This window comes from Paramagnetospirillum sp. (assembly GCF_058402745.1).
The window spans coordinates 19,089-42,151 of record NZ_JBZVFI010000013.1 but is presented as its reverse complement, the minus strand read 5'-3'; the positions used below and the strand labels follow the sequence as shown (position 1 = coordinate 42,151).

The window sequence follows — 23,063 nt, the reverse complement described above, 5'->3', positions numbered from 1 at the left end:
CAGATATCGCGCATGTTGCACCGCATTACAAGGGCGGACACGGAATGGCCCCATGCGCGGGGAAGGGAGGTCAGGCGCCGCCCTTGGCCCTCTCCGCCTCGATGGCGGCGATCAGGCGATCGCACTTGGCCACCATTTTCTCCCCCGCCGGGCCGAAGCCAGCGAAGCCGCCGCGGGCGGCGCCGGCATAGGCCAGGGCGTCGGAAAAACGGCCGAAGCGGAGCATGTTGACCGCCAGATTGAAACGACTCTGGGCCGCCCCGAAGGGATCATGCCCCTGGTCCTGCAATCGGATGGCCTCCGTCGCATGCTTGATCACCTCGGTAACCATGCCGGCATGGCCGTAGATGATGGAAAGCTGATGATGGGTAATGGCCCGCTCGGCCAGGGCGGCGGCGGGAGTCAGGTCGAGGGCCTGATGATAGAATGTCGCGGCCTCGTTGAGATAACCGTCCCGATCGGAATCCGGCTTAGCCCTCTCCTCCATGAAGCGTTCCAACACCACCCGCCCCAACTCGGCAAGGCAGCGGGAACGCCCCACGGCATCGTGCTCCTCGCGCAATTCCAGGCTGTCGCCATAACAGGATGCGGCCTTGGGGAGATCACGCAGGGCGGGAATATCGAGATACGCATGGCCGAGATTGTAGACGGCAATGGCCTCGCCCCCCCGATCCCCGATGCGGCGAAAAAGGTCACGGGCGGCCTGCAACTCGGCCACGGCGGCGGCATCCCCCGCCTCCATCAGGGCGCTCCCCAGGCGCTGGCGAGCGGATGCCAGGGAGCGCAGAGTATTGCGCTCCCCATCATCCAGGGAACCGGGGTCGCGGGCCGACAGCGGTTCGGACCGCCCCTCGCCCACCGCGACCAACAGGCGCAACAGCCGCAATTGCTCGGCCGCGTCATGGGCCATTTCCGCCAGTTCGGCGCGGTACTCCATGACAACGCCCCACTCCTCCTCCCAGCCGGGACGGGGCCGATCCGCCGCGTCGGCGACCAGGGGCACGATCTCGGCCACCAGACGCGACCAGGCGGGCCAACGCCCCTGGGTGGCATAGAGGATGTGCAGCCCCTGCATGGCCATGATCACCGTGTCCGGCCAAAGGTGGGCGAGGCCGAGGCGGCGGGCATGCAGCAGATTGTGTTCCTCCGCCGCCAGCAGTTCGACCACCTGATGGTGACCGGCGACGAAGTGCCGCTGCAACTCATTGCCCCAATCCGCCACCGCTGCGGCATAGCCGCGTGTGGCACGGCCAGCCGGAGTCTCGGCCCAGGGCTCGCCGGTGGGAAAGGCGGCCTCGAAGCGGTGGCGCAGAAACCACGGCAAAGCGGGGTGGATGGCGTACCAGCCGGTGCCGATGCCTTGCAGCATTCCGATCTCGGCGGCGCGGGACAGCAGGGTTTCGGCCTGTTCGTCGCTCACCTCCGCCACCACGGCCAGCACCTGGGCCTGCACCACCCCCTGGAACAGATGCAGCAGGGCGAGGCGGCGCTGGTCCTCGGGCGTGAAGGCATGGGCCAGGCCATAGGCCAGGGAGGCGCCCAGGGATTGGGAGCGTTCCTCCCCCCGGTCGTCATCGAACTCCGCCGCCCCGGCGCGCAGGGCGGCGACGAAATCCTCGATTCCCGCCCCGGAATCGTGCCCGTCGCGCAGGGCCTGGTTGACCAGGATGCCCACCGCCATGGGATTGCCGGCGGCGAAGTCCAGCAGCGGCTGCAGCCGCCGCACCGAACGGGGATCGCGGCGGTGGCGATGCAGGATTTCCTCGGCCATGGCGCGGGATTCCCAGGGGCGCAGCCCGCCCATGGCGATGCGGGTGGGCAGGTCGCCCAGCCAGCCCCGCTCGTCGCGACGCGAGGTCAGCAACACCTTGGCCCGGGTGCGCGACAGGTCGCGCAGGAAGTCTTTCAATTCCCGCTGTTCTTCCACGCTCCACGCGCTGGGGGTGCCGGCGGGGAAGCCCGCCACCGGCTCCACATTGTCCCAGATCCACAGCACCGGCACCTGTTTCAGGATGTCCAGGGCCAGGGCGCGGCGCCGATCCTCGCCCAGGGCGAGCCATTGAATGCCCCGAGCCACCAACGACGGGCCGAAGGTCTGCCCGAAACCGTCCAGTAGGCGGGCCAGGGGGCGATGGTGCTGGAAGCTGTCGAACAGCACCTGCCCCCCCTCGCCCAGCCCGCCGGTGTCGCGGTACCAGCGGGCGAATTCGCCGGCGGTGGTGGTCTTGCCGCTGCCGGCATAGGCGTGCAGCAGTGCCACGCCGTGGCGGTCGAAGGCGCGGTCGAGGGCCAGCAGAATCTCGTCGCGGCCGAAGAAGCCGAGATCGGGCGGGGCCGGCAGGCCGCCTTCGTTCGCCGCCGCCCGGACCCGCCCCAGGTCGATGCTGAACATCTCCCCCGCCGCCGGCTCGGCCTTGGGCGGAAACAGCGACAGCGGCCGCGCCTCGTAGACCACCGGCACCGGCCAATCCTGCAGCTCGACCGGGTCCACGTCCACCACCCGGGCAGGATCGTCGCCCAGCGCCTTGCGCCCCCGCGTGACGGCGTGGCCCAGGCTGTGCCCCTCGGCCAGTACCTTGTACAGGTCGGCCATGAAGCGGGCGGCGGTGACCACATAGACGCTGTAGCGCCACGCCACCACCCCGGCCACCCCCTGGTCCATGATCTCCTGCGCCAGGGTGCCGTAGGCCTCGATCATCGCCTGGTGATCGCGCGGCGCCCGATCGTCGGGGCGGTTGTCCGCCGGCGGCTCGGCGAAGGCCGAGCGGCAGGCGTTGAGCACCAGCACCGGCACCTGAGCCTCGTACAGCAGGCCGCCCAGGGTATTGCCCCGCACCAGCTGCATGCGGTCGTCCTGATCGGGGTGTTCGAACACCAGATAGCCGTGGGCACCGCCTTTGGCCCCCTCGTACAGACGGGCATCGAAACCGGCGGCCGGCCGGTTGGCGGCCTCTTCCTGCTCCAGGTCGAGATAGGTGCCGTGGCCGTCGAAATGCACCACGTGATAGGGCTCGCCCCGCCCCTGGGCGGCGCGCAGCACCTCGGCCAGCCGGGCGAAGGTGGGCGGGCGCAGCACCTCCAGGCGCACCCGCCCGCGCCCCTGTTCGGTCAGGCCCTTGACCAGCCGGCCCGCCACCGAGCGGTAGGGCACGTCGGCCCCCTGCCCCGGCCGGCAGATCACCAGCAGGATGCGGATGGGCTCGCCCTCCTTCATCTCGGGGCGCAGGGCCATCCGCGCCGCCTGCACCGGCACCCGGACGAATTCGGCGGCATCGAGGGCCAGCGGCCGCTTGGTGCGGGGATCGCGCAGCAATTCCCAGGGCAGGGCGGTGGCGCCCGCCACTCCGGTGGCGATCTCCACCCGGGTATGAGGCAGATGGTCGCGCAGCCTTGCCCACAGGTCGCGGGCGTCGTCATTGCCCTGGAAGGTGGCCTTGAACAGGGCCTCGCCCAATTCGGCCATGCGCGCCTCGACCCGCGCCGCCACGGCGGGGGCGGGAGGGGTGGGATTGGCGGCGTAATCCTCCAGGTACCAGCGGATGTCCTCGCGGTCGCGGGCGGTGAGGCCCAGCCGCACCTCCACCTGGACCGAGGCGCCGTCGTATTCGACGCGCACGTCGAACAGCTCGGGATCGTCGGTGCCGCGCTGGGTCTGAATCAAGCGAACGGGTGTCATGCCCTGCCCTCCCCACTCCTTCGAGGGTAAGGGCAAGCGGCGATGCACTCAAGGGCGGAAAATCACGCCGGCCGCACCAATGCGGCCAGCCCCAGGAAGGCCGGCAGCGGATGAATGATCAAACTGGTGGGAATGCCGGCCAGATAGGGCTGGAACCGCCCATGGGCCTCGAAACGGGTGCGGAAGGAGGACAGGCGGAAAGCCTCGGCCATGCGCGGCAGGATGCCGCCGGCGATGAACACGCCGCCCTTGGCCCCCAGCGACAGGGCCAGATTGCCCGCCACGGTGCCCATCATGGCGAAGAAGGTCTCCACCGCCTCGCGGCTGACCGGGCACGACCCGTCCAGGCCCCGCTTGCTGATCACGTCGGGGGTTGAGAACACCGCCTGATGCCCCGACAGGGCGGCGATGGCCTGATAGAGGTTGACCAGCCCCTGCCCCGACAGCACCCGCTCGGCCGAGACGTGGTCGAACTGGGTGCGCAGGCGGTCGAGGATGCGGGCCTCGCGCTCGGTGGCGGCGGCCATGGTGACGTGGCCGCCCTCGGTGTCCAGCGGGGTCCATTGACCGGAGGCCGAGGGGATCAGGGCCGACACGCCCAGCCCGGTGCCCGGCCCCAGGACGGCGATGGGGCGTCCGGCCAGGGCCGCTCCGCCGCCGATGGCGACCAGATGCTCCGGCTTCAAATGACGGACCGACAGGGCCACGGCGGTGAAGTCGTTGACCACCTCGAGGCGCTCCAGCCCCACCGCCTGCCGCGTGGCCTCGATGGAGAAGCGCCAGGGGGAATTGGTCAGCTCGATGCGGTCGCCGTCGATCACCGAGGCCACGGCGAAGGCGCCGCGCCGGGGTGCCGCCCCTCCCCCCTGATCGGCGAGATAGGCCTTGATGGCCGGGGCCGGCCCCTCGTAATCGGCGCAGCGCAGGACGATGGGGTTGACCGCCTCGCCATCGGCGCCCACCAGGGCGAAACGGGCATGGGTGCCGCCGATATCGGCGACCAGCACGGACTCGCTCATGCCTTCTTCTTTCCCTTGCCGTTGCCGGACAGCGATTTGTAGAGGTCACGGTACAGCGCGGCCGAGCGCCCCCACGAGAAGTCCTGGGCGATGCAGGCCTTGACGATCTTCGCCCACTGGTCCTTGCGGGCATGAAGACCGACGGCGCGCTCCACCGCCCACTGGAAGGCGCCGACATTGGAATGCTCGAACACGAAGCCGTTGGCCTTGCCGGTCATCAGGGTGTCGTAGCCGCTGTCCACCAGGGTGTCGGCCAGCCCGCCGGTGGCGTGGGCCACCGGCACGGTGCCGTAGCGGAAGGCGTAGAACTGGGTCAGGCCGCAGGGCTCGAACCTGGACGGCATCAGCAGCATGTCGCCGCCCGCCATCATGCGATGCGCCAGGGGCTCGGAATAGCCGATGCGCGCCGCCACCTGGGTGGGATGGGCCGCCGCCGCCGCCCGGAAACCGTCCTCCAGCGGCTTGTCGCCGGTCCCCACCACCGCCACCTGGGCGCCCAGCTTCAGGATGTTGGGCAGCGCCGCCAGCACCAGATCCATGCCCTTGTGGTCGTTAAGGCGGCTGACGATCACCATCAGCGGCGCGTCCGGGTTCTGGGCCAGGCCCAGCTCCGCCTGCAGCGCCGCCTTGTTGCGCGCCTTGCCGGCCGCGTCGCCGGGGGCGTAGGGATGGGCGAGATGGGAATCCTCGGCCGGATTCCACACGCCGTAATCGGCGCCGTTGAGAATGCCGGCGAGGTCTGCGGCACGATGAGTGAGCAGCCCGTCCATGCCGCAGCCGAAGGCGGGAGTCTGGATCTCCTTGGCGTAGCGCGGGCTGACCGTGGTGATGCGGTCGGAATAGAACAGCCCGGCCTTGAGGAAGGACAGGGTGTCGTAATACTCGAACCCCTCCATGGCATACATCTCGGGAGGAAATCCCAGGCGCGCCACCATGTCCGCCGAGAACTGGCCCTGATAGGCGATGTTGTGGATGGTGAACACCGTCGCCGGACGATGGACCACGTTCCAGGCCTGCAGATAGGCCGCCGCCAGACCGGTCTGCCAGTCGTTGGCGTGCAGTACCTGGGGCCGCCACTTGACCGGGCTGCCGTCGGTACAGAGATGGGCCGCCGTCCACGACAGCAGGGCGAAGCGCAGCGCATTGTCGGGCCAGTCGCGGCCCTGGGGGTCCTGATAGGGTCCGCCGACCCGCTCGAACAGCGCGGGACAGTCCACCAGCCAGACCGGGACGCCGCTGTCGGGCAGCTTGCCGGACAGCAGCACCGCCTCGGCCCCCAGGCCGAAGGGATCGCCCAGCACGCCGGCGACCTTTTTCGCGCCGGCGACCTTGATGGCATCGGGATAGCCGGGCAGCAGGATGCGGACATCCACGCCGGCCCCGGCCAAGGCGGCGGGCAGAGCACCGGACACATCGGCCAGCCCCCCGGTCTTGACCAGCGGAAACACTTCTGAGGAAGCGAACAGCACGCGCATCTGGGACCCCGTCTCGGAGGTTGAAGCACTCCTACCTTCAGCCTATCCCGGATTACCGCCGCCGTCGAGAGAGGCCGTGCCGCCACATGGCCGCCTCCCGCCCCCCGCGATTGTACGGTCGCGGCGATTGTGGCACCGTCATCGGACAACGAGAAAACGTCCAAGGGGTGATGAATGTACGATCCCACCGATCGGGGCGCCGCCATCGACATCGAGGTCAACGACCGCCTGCGCAAGACCCTGGCGCTGATCCTGGCGGGCGGGCGCGGCTCGCGGCTGATGGACCTCACCGACTGGCACGCCAAGCCGGCCATTCCCTTCGCCGGCAAGTTCCGCATCGTCGATTTCACCCTGTCCAACTGCATCAATTCCGGCATCCGCCGCATCGGCGTGCTGACCCAGTACAAGGCCCATTCCCTGCTGCAGCACATCCAGCGCGGCTGGGGCTTCCTGCGGGGCGAATTCAACGAGTTCATCGAGCTTCTCCCCGCCCAGCAGCGCACCCAGGGCGAGAACTGGTACAAGGGCACCGCCGACGCCGTGTTCCAGAACCTCGACATCGTCCGCGCCCACCGGCCCGAGCACGTGCTGATCCTGGCCGGCGACCATGTCTACAAGATGCATTACGGCCGCATGTTGGCCCATCATCTGGCCGCCGGGGCCGACGTGACCGTGGCCTGCATCGAGGTGCCGCTGGAAGCCGCCAAGGGCTTCGGCGTCATGGCGGTGGACGACGACGACCGCATCATCCGCTTCGACGAGAAGCCCGCCAACCCGCAGCCCATGCCCGGCCATCCGGACAAGGCCATGGCCAGCATGGGCATCTACATCTTCAACGCCAATCTGCTGTTCGACATGCTGCAGAAGGATTCCACAGCCGCAGGGACCAGCCACGATTTCGGCAAGGACCTGATTCCGGCCCTGGTCGGCACCCACCGGGTGATCGCCCACCACTTCCAGGATTCCTGCGTCATGCACGATGGCGCGCGGGAACATTACTGGCGCGACGTCGGCACCATCGACGCCTATTGGGAGGCCAACATGGACCTCACCACGGTGACGCCGGCGTTGAACCTCTATGACGAGAGCTGGCCCATCTGGACCGACCAGCCGCAATCGCCGCCCGCCAAATTCGTGTTCGATTCCGACAACCGGCGCGGCATGGCGGTGGATTCCCTGGTGTCGGGCGGCTGCATCATCTCGGGCGCCGTGGTGCGGCGCTCCATGCTGTTCTCCAACGTCCGGGTCAATTCCTATTGCGTGGTCGAGGACGCCGTCATCCTCCCCAACGTCGACATCGGCCGCCACGCGCGCCTCAGGCGCTGCATCGTCGACCAGGGCGTGGTGGTGCCGCCGGGACTGGTGGTGGGCGAAGACCCCGCCCAGGACGCCAAGCGCTTCCACCGCACGGAAAAGGGCATCACTTTGGTGACGGCGGAGAGGGTGAAGTTGCTGGGGGCGTGAGGGGGAATCAGGCCTTCAAGGTTAACCCCGTGCGATGCCGTAACTTCCAGTCAGGGGCCATCGATAATGGGCCTCTCTTCCTTGGCAGACGACTATTCCAACCGGCCAATGAACGGACCTGTCATACGAAGGTGAAGCCGAAGCATCTTTCAGGGACAAGCGGCTCCGCATGCCGCAGAAAGATCCTTCCGCCCTTTGGGCGTCAGGATGATAAGGCCGGTCAATTCAAAGGCCGATGCGCATAAGAGGCCAGGAGAAGCGTATCTATTTGGTCCCCCATCGACGTCATCCAGAGCGATGCTTCGCGATCCCGAGAGCGGTCACTCGCCTGACCAGCCCAGGTGGCAGAAAGAGGGGCGGCTTCACCCCATATTATCTCATCGTTTGTCGCTCGATGGCATCCCGGAGCTCCGCCACCGTGTAGGGTGGAGAGCGTCGATGCGCGACGTGGTGGCAACTCGCGCAAAGCGGCACCAAATCACGCACAGGATCGACCTGATATTCCACTCGAATCTCGGCCAGCGGGACCACATGGTGGACATGAATGAGGCCGACGCCGATCCCCCCGTACTTGCCTTCATAGGTCATCCCGCACGCTTGGCAGCTCACGCCGTAGTGTTCGAGACATTGACGGCGAGCCTCAGTATTCCGTTCAAAGACGGTCAGCTCGACGGCCCTAATGGCGCCTTCAACGTGTCCCGGATCTAGGGGCGATCCGCGGTCTTCGTCGTTAACTTGGTCTAACGCAAATCCTCCCAGAGAAAATCGGCCAGCAACCCCGGCCACGCACATATTCCAAGCGCCCCACTCTCCAATCGCCAGACTCGATTCCGGAGGGCTTTTATGAAGACGCGACACCATATTGCCTGTTGCAGGGTCTCTCCACATCTCCTGCATATCGGTATTGCGTTCGTGAAGATACCAAGCTGGCCATTCGCCCAACTGCCCCATCCATGACTGCCCTCGCGCATAACTTCTGCCCGCTATCTCCAGGCATTGCTCGCGCGTAGGTACGGCGATGGAGATGTGAAATGGTGGCGCAATCTGATCCGCCGGTGGAATGAGGTAGACGTAGTTCTTAGTCTTCTTGACGAGTGTCCATCCTCGCCTCGGAAGAATGACGCTGAGCGTCATCGAAGCAGCAAATCGATAGGTGGTCGGACCGTATTTCTTGGGGGCCTTGCCACTCGGTTTAATTTCAATAACTTGAATCGGCCAACCTTGTGGCGTATGGCTTTTTGCGGCTGGCTCATCCAATTCGAACGCCCGCTGATCAGTCGACTCCATCTGACCTGCTCCTTACTTCTCCGGTGGGAAACGGGGGCAGAGCCCATTTTCACTCACCCCTCTCCCGGAGGGAGAGGGAGCCATTGCCGCCCCCGCCGCCTCAGTGGGATGACCCGTCTTCCCCGTCCAGACGCGCCAGAATATCAAGTGCCTTTTGCCGGTCAGCGCCTGCCGCCGCCGCGCGGAAGCGGGTTTCGGCGTCGTGGGCGGCCAGGGCCGTGGTGCCCAGTTCCTCCATCAGCTTGTTGAGGCTGACGCCTCGGGACGCCGCCAGTTGCTTCAGGCGCTGGGCGGTGTCGTCGGGAAGGCGGATGGTCAAGGTGCTCATCTCAACTGCTCCAGGCATTGCGAAGGGGACAGAACAAGCAGGCCATTCCAGCGCAGCTCGCCGCGACGCACATCGCGGATATTGTGAGTGACGATCGCTCGTGCGGAACCAGCGACGGCCAATTCAATCAAGTGATTGTCGCCCTCGTCCCGCAGATTGGGGCGCCAACCATAATAGATCTTGATCCATTGCCCGGCGGCGGCAAGAGCCGCCAGGACCTGACGGCGCTCTTCCGCCGTGGTTTGATCCGTCCAGACCGGCCGCGCCAGTAAGTCCTCGTACTCCAACCACAGGGCATTGGAGAACAACGGCCGATAGCGGCCTTCCAGACAATGCCGCAAGACCTGACGTGACGCTCCACCACCGGAGCGTAGGGCGGCAACAAAAACGTTGGTGTCGATAACGAGCGGAACCATAATGACAGCATATGTGCTGTCAGAGCAGGTCTCAATAGAGATTCACGCCCCCCATTTGCGAAAGCCGGCCTCACATTCCGGTTCCCAAAGGGCCGCGCCCTTTGGCGGGTGCGGGCGGAGCCCGCGGGATCGGCGGAGCCGTCATCGCGGCACAACCGGCCGGTGCCGGGACTGAAAGATCCTTCGGCGGGGCCTCAGGATGACATTGGGGGCGGTGACCGCCCCCTACTTCCCCGCCTTCTCGATCTTGCGCCACTTGGCCACGTTGGCGTTGTGCTCGTCGAGGGTACGGGCGAAGGCGTGGCCGCCGGTGCCGTCGGCGACGAAGTAGAGGGCGTCGGTTTTCGCAGGGTGGAGCACGGCTTCCAGCGAGGCGCGGCCGGGATTGGCGATGGGGGTCTTGGGGAGGCCGTCGATGGTGTAGGTGTTCCAGGGATGGCTGGTCTGGAGCTCGGCGCGGGTCAGCGGGTGGTCCAGCTCCCCCAGGCCGTCGGAGATTCCGTAGATCACCGTGGGGTCCGATTGCAGGCGCATGCCCTTGGCGAGGCGGTTGTAGAACACGCCGGCGACCCTGGCGCGTTCGGCGTCGACGCCGGTCTCGCGTTCGACCATGGAGGCGAGGATGAGGGCCTCGTCCTTGCTTTTGAGCGGCAGGCCGGGGGCGCGGGCCACCCACAGCACGTCGAGGGTCTGGGCCATGGCCCTTTCCATGCGGGCGATGACGTCGTCGCGGGTTTCGTCCCGGACCATGTGCCAGGTCTCGGGCAGCAGGCGGCCTTCCGGCGGCTTCCTGGTGATGGGGCCGGCGAGGAATTCCGCCGCCTTCACCAGATCGAGGACCTGACGCACGGTCAGTCCCTCGGCCACCGTCAGCTTGTGGATCACCACCTTGCCCTCGGCGATGATGCGCATGGCCTCTTCCGGCGAGACGTGGGCGGGAAAGGCGTATTCGCCGGCCTTCAGGGTGGCGCGGCGCAGCTTGACGCCGATGGCGAAGACGAGCCGCGACGAGATCACCCCGGCGCCCTCCAGCGACTGGGCGATCAATTCGGTGCCCGAGCCCTTGGGAATGATCACAGTGACCGGCCTGGCCAGCGGCCCCGGCCCGGTGAAGCGGCGATGGCCTTCCCAGGCGAGCCCGACGGCCACCAGGGCGAGGACGGCCATCAGGCCGGCGGCGATCTTCATCCAGGGCTTCATCCCGCGCTATCCTCCAGACAGGACAAAGGCCCCCGCCTGACGCGGGGGCCTTGCCTTAAAACAGCGGATCAGGCCGCTCAGAACCCGCGGACAACCAGCGAGGCGTTGGTGCCGCCGAACCCGAACGAGTTGGACAGCGCCACCCTGATCTTACGCTCCTTGGCCTTCAGCGGCACCAGATCGATGTCGCATCCCTCGTCCGGATTGTGGAGGTTGAGGGTGGGCGGCGCGATGCCGTTGTTGATGGCCAGCAGCGAGTAGATGGCTTCCACCGCGCCCGCCGCGCCCAGCAGGTGGCCGATGGCCGACTTGGTGGACGACATGCTGATCTTGTAGGCGTGGTCGCCGAACACCTGCTTGACCGCGCCCAGCTCGATGGTGTCACCCATGGTGGCGGTGCCGTGGGCGTTGACGTAGTCGATGTCCTCGACCGCGATGCCGGCCCGCTTGATGGCGGCCCGCATGGCGCGCACGGCGCCGTTGCCGTCCTCGGCCGGGGCGGTGATGTGGTGGGCGTCGCCCGACATGCCGTAGCCGATGATCTCGCCATAGATCTTGGCGCCGCGCTTCTTGGCGTGCTCCAGTTCCTCGAGCACCACGACGCCGGCGCCCTCGCCCATGACGAAGCCGTCACGGTCGCGGTCCCAGGGGCGCGAGGCCTCGGTCGGGCGGTCGTTGTAGCTGGTGCACAGCGCCTTGGCGGCGGCGAAGCCGGCGATGCCGAGGCGGTGAATGGCGGCTTCGGCGCCGCCGGCCACCATGACGTCGGCATCATCGAACTGGATGATGCGGGCGGCGTCGCCGATGGCGTGGGCGCCGGTGGCGCAGGCGGTGACCACCGCGTGGTTCGGTCCCTTGAACCCGTACTTGATCGACAGATGGCCCGAGACCAGGTTGATCAGCGCGGCGGGAATGAAGAAGGGGCTGATGCGGCGCGGACCGGATTTCTCCAGCGTCAGGGCGCCGTCGGCGATGTTGGGCAGACCACCGATGCCCGACCCGATCATCACGCCGGTACGTTCCAGCGATTCCGCGTCGGAGGGAGTCCAGCCGGAATCCTCCACGGCTTCGGCGGCGGCGGCCAGGCCATAGACGATGAAATCGTCCATGCGGCGCCGGTCCTTGGCGGGAACCACGGCATCGAGATCAAGCTCGCCCGGATTGGTACCGCGCGGAATGACACCGGCGATCTGGGCGGCGAGATCGGAAACATCGAAATGATCGATACGGCGGATGCCGGACTGGGCGGCGATCAGACGCTCCCAGTTGACCTTGACACCATTGCCGAGCGGAGTGGTCAGGCCGAGGCCGGTGACGACGACACGTCTCATGGAACCCTGGCTTTCGGAAAGTGTATGGGACAGATGACGGGACGCCGGGCCGCGCATTGCGGCCCGGCGTCCTTAATCACTTAGGAATTCGCCGTGATGAAGTCGATGGCGTCCTTCACCGTGAGAATCTTCTCGGCGGCGTCATCGGGGATCTCGACGGAGAATTCTTCTTCGAAGGCCATCACCAGCTCGACGGTGTCGAGGCTGTCGGCGCCCAGGTCATCGATGAAGGAGGCGTTCTCGGTCACCTTGGCTTCTTCGACGCCCAGATGCTCGACGACGATCTTCTTAACCCGTTCAGCCACGTCACTCATTTGCGAATCCTCGAAAAGTCTCGTCTATGGGAAAACTGTTTAACGCGCCGCGGCGCCCAGGCCCCGACAGGCGGAAAGTGCCCGTCTGTACCATACTTTTTAGGCCATTGCCAGCATCGGCGGCCTTATTTTTGACACCTTTTAATTCGCCTCAGGCGGCGGGCGAGCGCGAGCGCCCTTGCCTCCCGCGCCACCGCACGCGCAGGCGTGCTTCCATATGTCTGCCCGCACAGCGGGCGGGCGCGCGGCCCCTTGGGCCTAGCCAGCCCCGATGAGCGGACTCATCGGGGCTAGATGTCAGATCATGGCCATACCGCCGTTGACGTGCAGGGTCTGCCCCGTCACGTAGGCGGCCTCGGCACTGGCGAGGTAGACCACGGCCGCCGCGATCTCCTCCGAGGTGCCCATGCGGCCGGCGGGAATGCCGGCGTTCAGCTTGGCCTTCTGCTCGTCCGACAGCACGTCGGTCATGGCCGAGGCGATGAAGCCCGGCGCCACGCAGTTGACGGTGATGTTGCGGCTGGCCACTTCCTGGGCCAGGGCCTTGCTCATGCCGATCATGCCGGCCTTGGAGGCGGCGTAGTTGACCTGGCCGGGATTGCCGGTGACGCCCACGATGGAAGTGATGTTGATGATGCGGCCCCAGCGGCGCTTCATCTGCCCCTTCACGGCGGCGCGGCTCAGGCGGAAGGCGGCGGTCAGGTTGACGTCGATCACCGTCTGCCAGTCCTCGTCCTTCATGCGCAGCACCAGACCGTCCTTGGTCAGGCCGGCATTGTTGACCAGGATGTCGATGGAGCCCATGGCCGCCTCGGCATCCTTGGCCAGCTGCTCGACGGCCGCCGCGTCCGACAGGTTGGCGGGGAGCACGTGGACGCGCTCGCCCAGCTCGGCGGCCAGGGCGTCGAGCGCCTCCCTGCGGGTGCCGTGCAGGCCGACGATGGCGCCACGGGCGTGCAGGGCACGAGCGATGGCGCCGCCGATGCCGCCCGAGGCGCCGGTCACCAGGGCGGTCTTGCCGGTCAGATCGAACATGGGTTCCTCCCTATATTCCTGAACTCGTCATGCCCGGACCTGATCCGGGCATCCCATGGATCGCCGGGTCAAGCCCGGCAATGACGATAAATGGGCAATCAAAGAGTCTTCAGAAAGGATTCGATGTCGGCGGGCGTGCCCACCGAGGTGCCCGACAGTTCCTTGTCGATGCGCTTGGCCAGACCGCCCAGCACCTTGCCGGCGCCCAGTTCCACCAGCGAGGTCACGCCCTCGGCCTTCATGAACAGCACGCTTTCGCGCCAGCGCACCGTGCCGGTCACCTGGCGGACCAGCAGGTCGCGGATGGCGGCGGGGTCGGTGACCTTGGACGCGGTGACGTTGGCCACCAGGGCGACCTTGGGGGCCTTCATGTCGACCTTGGCCAGGGCCTCGGCCATGGCATCGGCGGCGGGCTGCATCAGGGCGCAATGGAAGGGGGCGGAAACGGGCAGCGGAATGGCGCGCTTGATGCCCTTTTCGGCGGCGATCCTGATGGCGCGGTCCACGGCGGTCTTGTGCCCGGAGAGCACCACCTGGGAGCCGCCGTTGTCGTTGGCGGCCTCGCAGACCTCGCCCTCGGCGGCCAGGGCGGCGATCTCGCGGGCCTGCTCCAGCTCGGAGCCCAGCAGGGCGGCCATGGCGCCGACGCCCACCGGCACGGCCTTCTGCATGGCCTGGCCGCGGATCTTCAGCAGCCGGGCGGTGTCGGCCACGCTGAAGGTGCCGGCGGCGGCCAGGGCGGAATATTCACCCAGGGAATGCCCGGCCACGAAGGTGGCGGCCTGGGCGAGGTCGAGCTTGCCCTCGGCCTCCAGCACGCGGACCACCGCCATGGACACCGCCATCAGGGCGGGCTGGGCGTTCTCGGTGAGCGTCAACTGGTCCTCGGGGCCCTCGAACATCAGGGCGGAGAGCTTCTGCGACAGGGCGTCGTCCACTTCCTGGAACAGCTGGCGGGCCACCGGAAAGGCTTCGGCCAGTTCGCGGCCCATGCCGACAGCCTGGGACCCCTGGCCGGGGAAGACGAACGCGCGGGTCATGGAGAACTCCCTCGAGGCGAATTGCTGGGCGAGAAGAAAGGCGAGACGTCGCCGCCTGTCAAGCGATCCGTGGAAAACGGCCGATCCAGGCCGGTCAGGGACTCCATAAACAAAGGGGATATTTCCATACCCCTATTGGCGATGCTACTCTCCGCCCCGCGCCTGACCGACCGGTCCACTCAGCCAATACGGAGGGCGCAGACGGATCGTGCGACGGCCGCCGGGCGGCGGGGAGGCTTGCCCGGAGGATCAATCCAACGGGGGGAGACGCCATGATCGCGGCGATGATGTCCAATCTGAAGATCGGCCAACGCGTGTGGCTGGCCATCCTGCTGCCGGCCCTGGCGGCGGTGATTTCCGCCGCCATCATCGACCTGGACAAGGTCCGCGAGATGGACAAGGCCGAGCGCACCGGACGGCTGGCGGGACTGACCATGGAAATCGGCGCGGCGGTCCATGAACTGCAGAAGGAACGCGGCCTGTCCTCGGCCTTCGCCGCCTCCAAGGGCGCCCGCATGGGGACTGAAAGAACCAGGCAGCTGGACGCCACCGATCCCCGCCTCAAGACCTTGTCAGCGGCCATGGCCGGCCTGGGGGACGGCATCGGCGAGGAACTGGCCTGGAGCATCGACAAGGCCGGGCGCGAACTGGCCGGGCTGGCCGCGCTGCGCGCCGGGGTGGAACGCCTGGAGATCACCGGTCCGCAGACCGTCTCCCGCTATTCGGCCATCATCGAATCCCTGCTGGGGGCTGCCGAGAAGCTGACCGCCACCGAAACCGACCAGGACACCGGCAATCTGATCGCCGCCTACCTGGAACTGATGCGTGCCAAGGAAAGCGCCGGCATCGAGCGGGCCACCGGAGCGAGCGGCCTCGCCGTGGGGATGGACGAGGGCGTTCGCCAGCGCATCGCCGCCCTGGCCGCCGTGCAGGACGCCCATGTGCGGGCCTATGCGGTCCGCGCCACGCCGACCCAGCGCCGCGCCCTGCAAACGGTGCTGGAGACTCCGGCCTCCGCCGAATTCGCCACCTTGCGCAAGCAGGTGCTGACGGCCAACACCGCCGACCTGACCGCCGAGCGCTGGTTCGCCGCCGCCACCCGGCGGATCGACCTGATGAAGGGCGTCGAGGATTCCCTGGCCGCCGACCTTTCCGCCGGCATCAGTGCCATCCGGGCCGCCGCCGCCCGCACCGCCGCCGCCATCACCGCCGCCCTCGCCCTCGCCCTGGTGGCCGGCGCGCTGATCGTGGTCACGCTGACCCGCTCCATCACCCGCCCGGTGGCCAGCCTGACCGGCGTCATGCTGCGTCTGGCCGACCGTGACCTCGCCGTCGAAATCGAGGGCGGCGAGCGCAGGGACGAGATCGGCGCCATGGTCCGCGCCGTCGCGGTGTTCAAGGACAACGCCATCGCCGTGGCCCGCATGGAGGCCGAACAGGAGCGCCTGCGCGACCAGGCCGAGGCCGAACGCCGCGCCGCGCTGCGGGCCATGGCCGAAACCATCGAGAGCGAGACGGGACAGGTGGTCGCCAAGGTCGAGGACGGCAGCCGCCGGGCGGTGAGCGCCGCCGAGGAGATGGCCTCGTCCGCCCTTCGGGTCGAGGACAATTCCCAGCGCGTCGCCGCCGCCGCCGAACAGAGCCTGGCCAATGCCCAGACCGTGGCCGGCGCCGCCGAGGAGCTGACGTCTTCCATCCGCGAGATCTCGGCCCAGGTGTCGTCCTCCTCCACCCTGGTGGCCGAGGCGGTGGTGGCCGCCGGCGACGCCGACCAGACGGTGGGCACCTTGTTGGACTCGGTGGCCCGAATCGACGGCGTGGTGGCGATGATCGCCGCCATCGCCGGCCAGACCCGCCTGCTGGCGCTCAACGCCACCATCGAATCGGCCCGGGCCGGCGAGGCGGGCAAGGGCTTCGCCGTGGTGGCCTCCGAGGTCAAGCGCCTGGCCGACCAGACCGGCGGCCAGACCGAGGAGATCGCCACCCGCATCGAGGAATTGAAGGCCATGGCCGCCCATGTGGGCGAGGCCATCGCCGCCACCGTCCAGGTGATCCGCAAGGTGGAGGCCATCGCCGGTTCGGTGGCGGCCGCCGTGGAGGAGCAGGACGCCGCCACCAAGGAGATCGCCCGCAGCGTCACCCAATCGGCCGAGGCGGCGCGCGAAGTGACCGAACGCATCATCCTGGTGGCCGACGAGGCGCGGCGCAGTGGCGCCGAGGCCAGCGCCGTAACCTCCCTGCTGGCCGGCATGGCGGCCCAGGTAAGCGAGTTGGGCCAGGTGCTGAACCGGGTGGTGCGCACCGCCGCCCCCGAGGTGGACCGCCGCCACGAGCCCCGGCTGGGACCGCAGGCGCGGGCCGCCTTCACCCATTCGGCACCGGCCCGCCAGGACGCAGCCGGGGAAACGTCCCTGGACGCCGCGCTGCAGCCGGCCTGAGCCGCCACCGCCGGGGAGCGCTTGCATCCGGAATCGTTTTGTGTATAGTGCGCCCCTTCCAACCCTTGCCGGCATCCCGAAAGGGGGTGTCGGCTATGCCTGTTCGTCCATTGGGGACGATATGGGAAGAGAAAAGCCATAAGGGGTTTTCGAATGTCTTTGTACGAATGCGTGTTCATCGCGCGCCAGGATATCTCCACCCCCCAGGTGGAAGCCCTGACCGAGGAACTCTCCAACATCATCACCCAGGGCGGCGGCTCGGTCTCCAAGAAGGAGTACTGGGGTCTGCGCAACATCGCCTACCGGGTGAAGAAGAACCGCAAGGGCCACTACGTCCTGCTGAACATCGATGCGCCGTCCGCCGCCGTCAAGGAGATGGAGCGCCAGATGTCGATCAATGAGGACGTGCTGCGCACCCTGACCATCCGCGTCGAGGAACTCGAAGAGGGTCCGTCGGCCATGATGCAGTCCAAGTCCCGTGACGACCGTCCGCGTCGTGGCGAGGGCGACGACCGTCCCCCGCGCGGCGACCGCGAGGATCGTCCGCGCCGCGACCGTGAACCCCGCCGTATGGAAGGAGGCGAATAATGACCGAGGTCAAGACCGAGCGTCCCCGCCCCGCCGCTGGCGGAGCCCCGCGCCGTCCGTTCTTCCGCCGCCGCAAGACCTGCCCGTTCTCGGGCGAGGGCGCGCCGAAGATCGACTACAAGGACATCAAGCTGCTGTCGCGGTTCATCTCCGAGCGCGGCAAGATCGTCCCCTCTCGCATCACCGCGGTGTCGGCCAAGAAGCAGCGTGAACTGGCCCAGGCCATCAAGCGCGCCCGCTTCCTGGGTCTGCTGCCCTACGTGGTGAAGTGAGTTCGGGTTCGGCCGGGTCGCCGTGACCAGGTCGTTTGGCGTTCCGCTGGCGGCAGGACTGATCTCTTCGATCCTGTTCCTGTCGCTGGCAAAAGGCTTTGCCGCCGGAATGCTGCTCTCCTACCTGGCACCCCTGCCTCTGATGATGGTGGGGCTGGCCCTGGGAAACGGAGCGGCCCTGGTGGCGGGTCTGGCCGCGATGGCTGCCGTGGCGTTGACGGCGGGTGGGTTCGCCCCCCTGCCCTTCGCCGTGGTGGCCTTGCTGCCGAGCCTGGTGGTGGTCCATCGGGCGTTGCTGTGGCGCGAGGGCGCCGACGGCAATGTCGAATGGTATCCGCCGGGCCTGGTGCTGGGCTGGCTGACCGGAATCGGGTTGGCGCTGATCATGATCGGCGCGCTTCTGGTTCCGGACCGACCGGACGGCGTGGAGAGCGGCGGGCTGCAGTTCTGGGTGACCGACACCATCGGCCGCACCCTGGAACTGGTGGCCCCCAGCCTGACCAGCGAGCAGCGCAAGGCTGTCTCCGACTGGTGGGTGCCGTTCTTCCCGGCCATGGTCGCCAGTTCATGGTTGGCGATGGCGGTGGTGAACGCCGTGGCGGCCCAGGGGTTCCTGGTCCGGCTCGGCAGGAACCGGCGGCCCACTCCTTCCTATCGGGGGCTCGAGCTTCCGCTGTGGCTGGGAGTGGTGCTGGCAGCCGCGGCGGCGACCGGGGCCTTGGCCGAGGGCGACCTCGGCTACGTGGCCCGCAGCGCGGTGGTGGTGACGCTGATACCGTTCGCCCTTCTGGGGCTTGCGACGGTTCACGGTTGGGCCGCTGGCCGGCCTAATGCGAGGTTGCTCCTCGCAGGCGTGTATGGAGGTCTGTTCCTGGCCTCGGCTTGGGCGTTCATTCCCGTGGCCGGCCTGGGACTGGTGAGGTTCATGACGAGATTCCGCCGCGCCGAGTCAAGCGGCGGCGGCAAGGAGGAATAAGATGGAAGTCATCCTGCTCGAGCGAATCGAGAAGCTGGGCCAGATGGGCGACGTGGTCAACGTCAAGCCCGGCTTCGCCCGTAATTTTCTGCTGCCCCAGAAGAAGGCGCTGCGCGCCTCCAAGGACAACCTGGCCTTCTTCGAGAAGCAGCGCGTCCAGCTCGAGGCCCTGAACCTCAAGCGCCGCGAGGAAGCCCAGGCCGTGGCCGACAAGATGGCCGGCCTGTCCGTCCTGATGGTCCGCCAGGCGGGCGAGAGCGGCATGCTCTACGGCTCGGTGTCGGGCAAGGACGTGGCCGACGCGGTGAAGGCCGCCGGCTTCACCATCGAACGCCGCATGGTCAACCTGGACCAGCCGATCAAGACGCTCGGCTCCTATGGCGTGCGCATCTCGCTGCATCCGGAAGTCTCGGTGACGGTGACCATCAACGTCGCCCGCTCCGCCGAGGAAGCCGAGCGCGCCGCCGCCGCCGAGGCTGAGGAAGCCGAGGCTCCGGCCGAGGAAGAGGCCGCCGCCGAGGCGACCGAGGAAGCCGCCGAGGCCTAAGCTTCGGGTTCCCTTTGGGAATACGGCGGCCGGACCACTTCGTCCGGCCGCCGTTTTCTTTTGCCCCCGATATCCCCGCTATCCACAGGCGGATAAGCCCGCGCGGAGGCAGCGCTTCTGCTAGGATGCCCGGGTCATGAACTCCTTTCCCCCCGACCACCCAGCCGCCCCCGCCGAGGGGATCGGCTTTCGCGTTCCGCCCCATAATTACGAGGCGGAGCAGGCCCTGCTGGGTGCCATCCTGCTGTCCAACCGCGCCTATGAGCGCGTCTCGGAATTTCTTAAGGCCGAGCACTTCGCCGACCCGGTGCACGGCCGCATCTTCGCCACCTGCGGCAAGCTGATCGAGCGCGGCCAGATGGCCAACCCGGTGACGCTGAAGACCTATTTCGAGAATGATGGTGGCCTGGCCGAGATCGGCGGCACCAATTACCTGGCCCAGCTGGCCAATGCCGTGGTCTCGGTGATCAACGCCGAGGATTACGGCAAGCTGATCTTCGACCTGCACCTGCGCCGTTCGCTGATCGGCATGGGCGAGGACATGGTCAACGACGCCTTCGCCGCCGATCTCGACACCCCCGCCATGGACCAGATCGGCAAGGCCGAGGCCAGGCTTTATGATCTGGCCACCACCGGCCAGACCGAAGGCGGGTTCGAGGATTTCCGTACCGTGCTGATCGGTGCCGTCAGCGCCGCCGAGGCCGCCCACAAGCGCCAGGGCAAGCTGTCGGGCGTGCCCACCGGCCTGATCGACATGGACACCAAGCTGGGCGGCCTGCACGAATCCGACCTGATCATCCTGGCCGGCCGCCCCTCCATGGGCAAGACCTCGCTGGCCACCAACATCGCCTTCAACGCCGCCTACGCCTACAAGGAAGAGGTGGACGCACTCGGGCGCAAGAAGGCGGTGGACGGCGCGGTCACCGCCTTCTTCTCGCTGGAAATGTCGGCGGAGCAGCTGGCCACCCGCATCCTGGCCGAGCAGGCGGAAATCGCCAGCCACAAGATCCGCCAGGGCGAGATGTCCAACGACGAGTTCGAGCGCCTGGTGGTCGCCGCCCAGAACCTGCACCGCCTGCCGCTGTTCATCGACGACACCCCGGCGCTGTCCATCTCGGCGGTGCGCACCCGGGCGCGCCGGCTGCAGCGCCAGCACGGGCTGGGACTGATCGTCATCGACTACCTGCAGCTGCTCAGGGGCTCGTCCTCCAATTCCGAGAACCGCGTGCAGGAAGTCTCGGAGATCACCCGCGGCCTGAAGGCGCTGGCCAAGGAGCTGTCCGTGCCGGTGATCGCGCTCTCCCAGCTGTCGCGCGCCGTCGAGCAGCGCGAGGACAAGCGCCCCCAGCTGGCCGACCTGCGCGAATCCGGCTCCATCGAGCAGGACGCCGACGTGGTGATGTTCGTGTTCCGCGAACAGTACTACCTGGAACGCGCCGAGCCCGGCCAGCGGCCCGAGGAATCCCAGGAAAAATTCAACGAACGCCACGCCAAGTGGCAGGAACGCTGCGAGCAGGTGTGGAACACCGCCGAGGTGATCATCGCCAAGCAGCGTCACGGCCCCGTCGGCACCGTGCGCCTCGCCTTCCACGGCGAGTACACCAAGTTCGGCAATCTGGCCGCCTCCGACCATTACGAAGAGCCGGGCTTCTGATCCACGGCAGGGGCATAACCGTCCCAAACCCCTTCACAAAGTATCCCGGTCGCCATACTGTGACGCCCGATACCGGTCGCTGACCAGACCATGGAAAGACCCCGCCCCCCGATGACCGACCTCGCCCGCGCCACCGCCCTGCTGACCATCGACGTGGCGGCCATCGTCGCCAACTGGAAGCGGCTGTCCGCCCTGGTGGCTCCCGCCGAGGCCGCCGCCGTGGTCAAGGCCGATTGCTACGGTCTGGGAATGGAGCATATCGCCCCCGCCCTGTTCGCCGCCGGCTGCCGTTCGTTCTTCGTCGCCTGCGTCGATGAGGGCATCCTTCTCCGCCGGTTGGTGCCCGGGGCGGTCATCCACGTGCTGAGCGGCCCCACCGGCGGCGACGAGGGCGATTTCGCCGTCCACAACCTGATTCCGGTGCTGAATTCCCTGGCCCAGATCACCGGCTGGGCCAGCTTCGCCAAGAAGGGCAGCGGCGCCCCCGCCGTGGCGCTCCACATCGACACCGGCATGAACCGGCTGGGCCTGTCCGAGCCGGAGCTGGAGCGTCTGGCCGCCAAGCCCGAGATCCTGGCCGCCATGCGCCCCATCCTGGTGATGAGCCATCTGGCCTGCGCCGACGACAGCGATTCTCCCATGAACGCCCGGCAGCTGACCACCCTGCGCCGCCTGGCCTCGCACCTGCCGGCCCTGCCGCAATCGGTGGCGGCCTCTTCGGGCATCTTCCTGGGACGCGGGTTCCACCTCGCCATGGTCCGCCCCGGCGCCGCGCTCTATGGGCTGAACCCCATGCCCGGCCGCCCCAATCCCATGAGCCAAGTGGTTAGACTGCAAGGAAAAATCCTGCAGGTCCGTGACGTTGACAGCCCCATGACCGTTGGCTATGGTGCCACCCACCGCGTCGAGGGCAAGCGCAGGCTGGCGGTCGTGGCGGTCGGCTATGCCGATGGCTGGTTCCGGTCCCTCTCCAATCGCGGGCATGGCATGGTCGGGGGAATAAAGGTGCCGGTGGTCGGACGGGTTTCCATGGATTTGACCACCTTCGACGTCACCGACGTTCCGGTGGAGCACGCTCATCCCGGCGGGCTGATCGAATTGATCGGCCCCGGCCATGGCCCCGACAGCGTGGCGGCGGAAGCCGACACCATCGGCTACGAAGTTCTGACCGCCCTGGGGCGCCGCCACCACCGCCGCTGGATCGGCACCGAGGGGACCGCCGCGTCATGACCAACTTCCTGGCGACCATCGGCCGGGTGTTCCTGGCCTTTCTGGCCCATGTCGGGCGCCTGTCTGCCTTCACCGCCATGGCGGTGTCGCACACGGTGCGCCCGCCATTCTATCCCCGCCTGATCCTGCGCTCGGTGATCGAGATCGGCTATTTCTCGCTGCCGGTGGTGGGCTTGACCGCCATCTTCTCCGGCATGGTGCTGGCGCTGCAGAGCTATACCGGCTTCGCCCGCTTCTCGGCCGAGGGCGCCGTCGCCACCGTGGTGGTGCTGTCCATGACCCGCGAGCTGGGCCCCGTGCTGGCAGGTCTGATGGTGGCGGGGCGCATCGGCGCCTCCATGGCCGCCGAGATCGGCACCATGCGGGTCACCGAGCAGATCGACGCCCTGACCACGCTGTCGACCAATCCCTTCAAGTATCTGGTGGCGCCGCGTATCCTGGCCGGCACCCTGATGCTGCCCTTCCTGGTGCTGATCGCCGACATCATCGGCGTGTTCGGCGGCTATATCGTCGGCGTCTACAAGCTGGGCTTCAACTCGGCCACCTACATCTCGCGCACCTGGGAGTTCCTCGAGCCGCTGGACGTGATTTCGGGCCTGACCAAGGCCGCCGTGTTCGGCTTCCTGATCACCCTGATGGGCTGCTACAACGGCTACTACTCCAAGGGCGGAGCCCAGGGCGTCGGCGCGGCCACCACCAACGCGGTGGTCTCGGCGGCCATCATGATCCTGGTGTTCAACTACCTGATCACCGCCATGTTCTTCGGGAAATGA

Annotated in this window: 20 protein-coding genes; 9 read left to right on the top strand and 11 right to left on the bottom strand. The window is 67.5% G+C overall.

From position 1 onward, the window contains the following. Positions 1-70 precede the first annotated feature (70 nt). The 3 genes from ACV4UZ_RS11125 to glgA all read right to left on the bottom strand — a co-directional run bounded on the left by ACV4UZ_RS11125 (position 71) and on the right by glgA (position 6,170). The gene (locus tag ACV4UZ_RS11125) at positions 71-3,676 is read right to left on the bottom strand and encodes a CHAT domain-containing protein (protein WP_491600899.1); all 3,606 of its coding nucleotides are present in this window, start codon (positions 3,674-3,676) and stop codon (positions 71-73) included. A 62-nt stretch (positions 3,677-3,738) separates the two neighbouring features. Then, positions 3,739-4,695, bottom strand: a complete 957-nt coding sequence (glk, locus tag ACV4UZ_RS11120) for a glucokinase (RefSeq protein ID WP_491600898.1) — start codon at positions 4,693-4,695, stop codon at positions 3,739-3,741. Beyond that, positions 4,692-6,170, bottom strand: a complete 1,479-nt coding sequence (gene glgA / locus ACV4UZ_RS11115; RefSeq protein WP_491600897.1) for a glycogen synthase GlgA — start codon at positions 6,168-6,170, stop codon at positions 4,692-4,694. The genes glk and glgA overlap by 4 nt, the downstream gene beginning before the upstream one ends. 174 nt (positions 6,171-6,344) lie before the next feature. On the opposite strand from glgA, the gene glgC reads away from it, so the two are divergent. Further along, positions 6,345-7,634, top strand: coding sequence for a glucose-1-phosphate adenylyltransferase (gene glgC, locus ACV4UZ_RS11110; protein ID WP_491600896.1), 1,290 nt, complete (start codon positions 6,345-6,347; stop codon positions 7,632-7,634). 372 nt (positions 7,635-8,006) lie between these two features. Here glgC and ACV4UZ_RS11105 read toward each other — a convergent pair whose 3' ends face one another. The 8 genes from ACV4UZ_RS11105 to fabD all read right to left on the bottom strand — a co-directional run bounded on the left by ACV4UZ_RS11105 (position 8,007) and on the right by fabD (position 14,585). Continuing rightward, complete coding sequence (locus tag ACV4UZ_RS11105) at positions 8,007-8,921, bottom strand: HNH endonuclease (protein ID WP_491600895.1); 915 nt, start codon at positions 8,919-8,921, stop codon at positions 8,007-8,009. A 100-nt stretch (positions 8,922-9,021) separates the two neighbouring features. Continuing rightward, a complete protein-coding gene (locus tag ACV4UZ_RS11100) occupies positions 9,022-9,249 on the bottom strand; it encodes a ribbon-helix-helix protein, CopG family (RefSeq protein ID WP_491600894.1) in 228 nt (75 codons plus the stop codon). After that, complete coding sequence (locus ACV4UZ_RS11095) at positions 9,246-9,665, bottom strand: putative toxin-antitoxin system toxin component, PIN family (protein ID WP_491600893.1); 420 nt, start codon at positions 9,663-9,665, stop codon at positions 9,246-9,248. The genes ACV4UZ_RS11100 and ACV4UZ_RS11095 overlap by 4 nt, the downstream gene beginning before the upstream one ends. A 225-nt stretch (positions 9,666-9,890) precedes the next feature. Then, positions 9,891-10,865: an endolytic transglycosylase MltG gene (gene mltG, locus ACV4UZ_RS11090; RefSeq protein WP_491600892.1), complete on the bottom strand. Its 975-nt coding sequence runs from the start codon at positions 10,863-10,865 to the stop codon at positions 9,891-9,893. Positions 10,866-10,942: 77 nt separating this feature from the next. Continuing rightward, the gene (fabF, locus tag ACV4UZ_RS11085; RefSeq protein ID WP_491600891.1) at positions 10,943-12,196 is read right to left on the bottom strand and encodes a beta-ketoacyl-ACP synthase II; all 1,254 of its coding nucleotides are present in this window, start codon (positions 12,194-12,196) and stop codon (positions 10,943-10,945) included. Between the two features lie 80 nt (positions 12,197-12,276). Then, complete coding sequence (locus tag ACV4UZ_RS11080) at positions 12,277-12,510, bottom strand: acyl carrier protein (RefSeq protein ID WP_008615764.1); 234 nt, start codon at positions 12,508-12,510, stop codon at positions 12,277-12,279. A gap of 297 nt (positions 12,511-12,807) precedes the next feature. Continuing rightward, positions 12,808-13,545 carry a 3-oxoacyl-[acyl-carrier-protein] reductase gene (gene fabG / locus ACV4UZ_RS11075; RefSeq protein ID WP_491600890.1) on the bottom strand — a complete coding sequence of 246 codons (738 nt, stop codon included), beginning with the start codon at positions 13,543-13,545 and terminating at the stop codon, positions 12,808-12,810. A gap of 98 nt (positions 13,546-13,643) precedes the next feature. Continuing rightward, complete coding sequence (gene fabD, locus ACV4UZ_RS11070; protein WP_491600889.1) at positions 13,644-14,585, bottom strand: ACP S-malonyltransferase; 942 nt, start codon at positions 14,583-14,585, stop codon at positions 13,644-13,646. 272 nt (positions 14,586-14,857) lie between these two features. On the opposite strand from fabD, the gene ACV4UZ_RS11065 reads away from it, so the two are divergent. From ACV4UZ_RS11065 to ACV4UZ_RS11030, 8 genes are all read left to right on the top strand, one after another. After that, the gene (locus ACV4UZ_RS11065; RefSeq protein WP_491600888.1) at positions 14,858-17,023 is read left to right on the top strand and encodes a methyl-accepting chemotaxis protein; all 2,166 of its coding nucleotides are present in this window, start codon (positions 14,858-14,860) and stop codon (positions 17,021-17,023) included. Positions 17,024-17,176: 153 nt separating this feature from the next. After that, positions 17,177-17,611 carry a 30S ribosomal protein S6 gene (gene rpsF, locus ACV4UZ_RS11060; protein WP_491600887.1) on the top strand — a complete coding sequence of 145 codons (435 nt, stop codon included), beginning with the start codon at positions 17,177-17,179 and terminating at the stop codon, positions 17,609-17,611. Then, the gene (gene rpsR / locus ACV4UZ_RS11055; protein ID WP_068434148.1) at positions 17,611-17,883 is read left to right on the top strand and encodes a 30S ribosomal protein S18; all 273 of its coding nucleotides are present in this window, start codon (positions 17,611-17,613) and stop codon (positions 17,881-17,883) included. Before rpsF ends, rpsR begins: the two co-directional genes overlap by 1 nt. A 22-nt stretch (positions 17,884-17,905) precedes the next feature. Further along, on the top strand, positions 17,906-18,859 hold the full coding sequence (locus tag ACV4UZ_RS11050) for a DUF2232 domain-containing protein (protein ID WP_491600886.1): 954 nt from the start codon (positions 17,906-17,908) through the stop codon (positions 18,857-18,859). Between the two features lies 1 nt (position 18,860). Next, on the top strand, positions 18,861-19,406 hold the full coding sequence (rplI, locus tag ACV4UZ_RS11045; RefSeq protein WP_491600885.1) for a 50S ribosomal protein L9: 546 nt from the start codon (positions 18,861-18,863) through the stop codon (positions 19,404-19,406). Positions 19,407-19,542: 136 nt separating this feature from the next. Then, on the top strand, positions 19,543-21,060 hold the full coding sequence (locus ACV4UZ_RS11040) for a replicative DNA helicase (RefSeq protein WP_491600884.1): 1,518 nt from the start codon (positions 19,543-19,545) through the stop codon (positions 21,058-21,060). Between the two features lie 111 nt (positions 21,061-21,171). Beyond that, the gene (alr, locus tag ACV4UZ_RS11035; protein ID WP_491600883.1) at positions 21,172-22,290 is read left to right on the top strand and encodes an alanine racemase; all 1,119 of its coding nucleotides are present in this window, start codon (positions 21,172-21,174) and stop codon (positions 22,288-22,290) included. Continuing rightward, a complete protein-coding gene (locus ACV4UZ_RS11030; protein ID WP_491600882.1) occupies positions 22,287-23,063 on the top strand; it encodes an MlaE family ABC transporter permease in 777 nt (258 codons plus the stop codon). Before alr ends, ACV4UZ_RS11030 begins: the two co-directional genes overlap by 4 nt.

Bases quoted from the DNA above. Each gene is read 5' to 3' on its own strand.
- ACV4UZ_RS11125 (WP_491600899.1), bottom strand. From the start codon at position 3,676: ATGACACCCGTTCGCTTGATTCAGACCCAGCGCGGCACCGACGATCCC.
- glk (WP_491600898.1), bottom strand. From the start codon at position 4,695: ATGAGCGAGTCCGTGCTGGTCGCCGATATCGGCGGCACCCATGCCCGT.
- glgA (WP_491600897.1), bottom strand. From the start codon at position 6,170: ATGCGCGTGCTGTTCGCTTCCTCAGAAGTGTTTCCGCTGGTCAAGACC.
- glgC (WP_491600896.1), top strand. From the start codon at position 6,345: ATGTACGATCCCACCGATCGGGGCGCCGCCATCGACATCGAGGTCAAC.
- ACV4UZ_RS11105 (WP_491600895.1), bottom strand. From the start codon at position 8,921: ATGGAGTCGACTGATCAGCGGGCGTTCGAATTGGATGAGCCAGCCGCA.
- ACV4UZ_RS11100 (WP_491600894.1), bottom strand. From the start codon at position 9,249: ATGAGCACCTTGACCATCCGCCTTCCCGACGACACCGCCCAGCGCCTG.
- ACV4UZ_RS11095 (WP_491600893.1), bottom strand. From the start codon at position 9,665: ATGGTTCCGCTCGTTATCGACACCAACGTTTTTGTTGCCGCCCTACGC.
- mltG (WP_491600892.1), bottom strand. From the start codon at position 10,865: ATGAAGCCCTGGATGAAGATCGCCGCCGGCCTGATGGCCGTCCTCGCC.
- fabF (WP_491600891.1), bottom strand. From the start codon at position 12,196: ATGAGACGTGTCGTCGTCACCGGCCTCGGCCTGACCACTCCGCTCGGC.
- ACV4UZ_RS11080 (WP_008615764.1), bottom strand. From the start codon at position 12,510: ATGAGTGACGTGGCTGAACGGGTTAAGAAGATCGTCGTCGAGCATCTG.
- fabG (WP_491600890.1), bottom strand. From the start codon at position 13,545: ATGTTCGATCTGACCGGCAAGACCGCCCTGGTGACCGGCGCCTCGGGC.
- fabD (WP_491600889.1), bottom strand. From the start codon at position 14,585: ATGACCCGCGCGTTCGTCTTCCCCGGCCAGGGGTCCCAGGCTGTCGGC.
- ACV4UZ_RS11065 (WP_491600888.1), top strand. From the start codon at position 14,858: ATGATCGCGGCGATGATGTCCAATCTGAAGATCGGCCAACGCGTGTGG.
- rpsF (WP_491600887.1), top strand. From the start codon at position 17,177: ATGTCTTTGTACGAATGCGTGTTCATCGCGCGCCAGGATATCTCCACC.
- rpsR (WP_068434148.1), top strand. From the start codon at position 17,611: ATGACCGAGGTCAAGACCGAGCGTCCCCGCCCCGCCGCTGGCGGAGCC.
- rplI (WP_491600885.1), top strand. From the start codon at position 18,861: ATGGAAGTCATCCTGCTCGAGCGAATCGAGAAGCTGGGCCAGATGGGC.
- ACV4UZ_RS11040 (WP_491600884.1), top strand. From the start codon at position 19,543: ATGAACTCCTTTCCCCCCGACCACCCAGCCGCCCCCGCCGAGGGGATC.
- alr (WP_491600883.1), top strand. From the start codon at position 21,172: ATGACCGACCTCGCCCGCGCCACCGCCCTGCTGACCATCGACGTGGCG.
- ACV4UZ_RS11030 (WP_491600882.1), top strand. From the start codon at position 22,287: ATGACCAACTTCCTGGCGACCATCGGCCGGGTGTTCCTGGCCTTTCTG.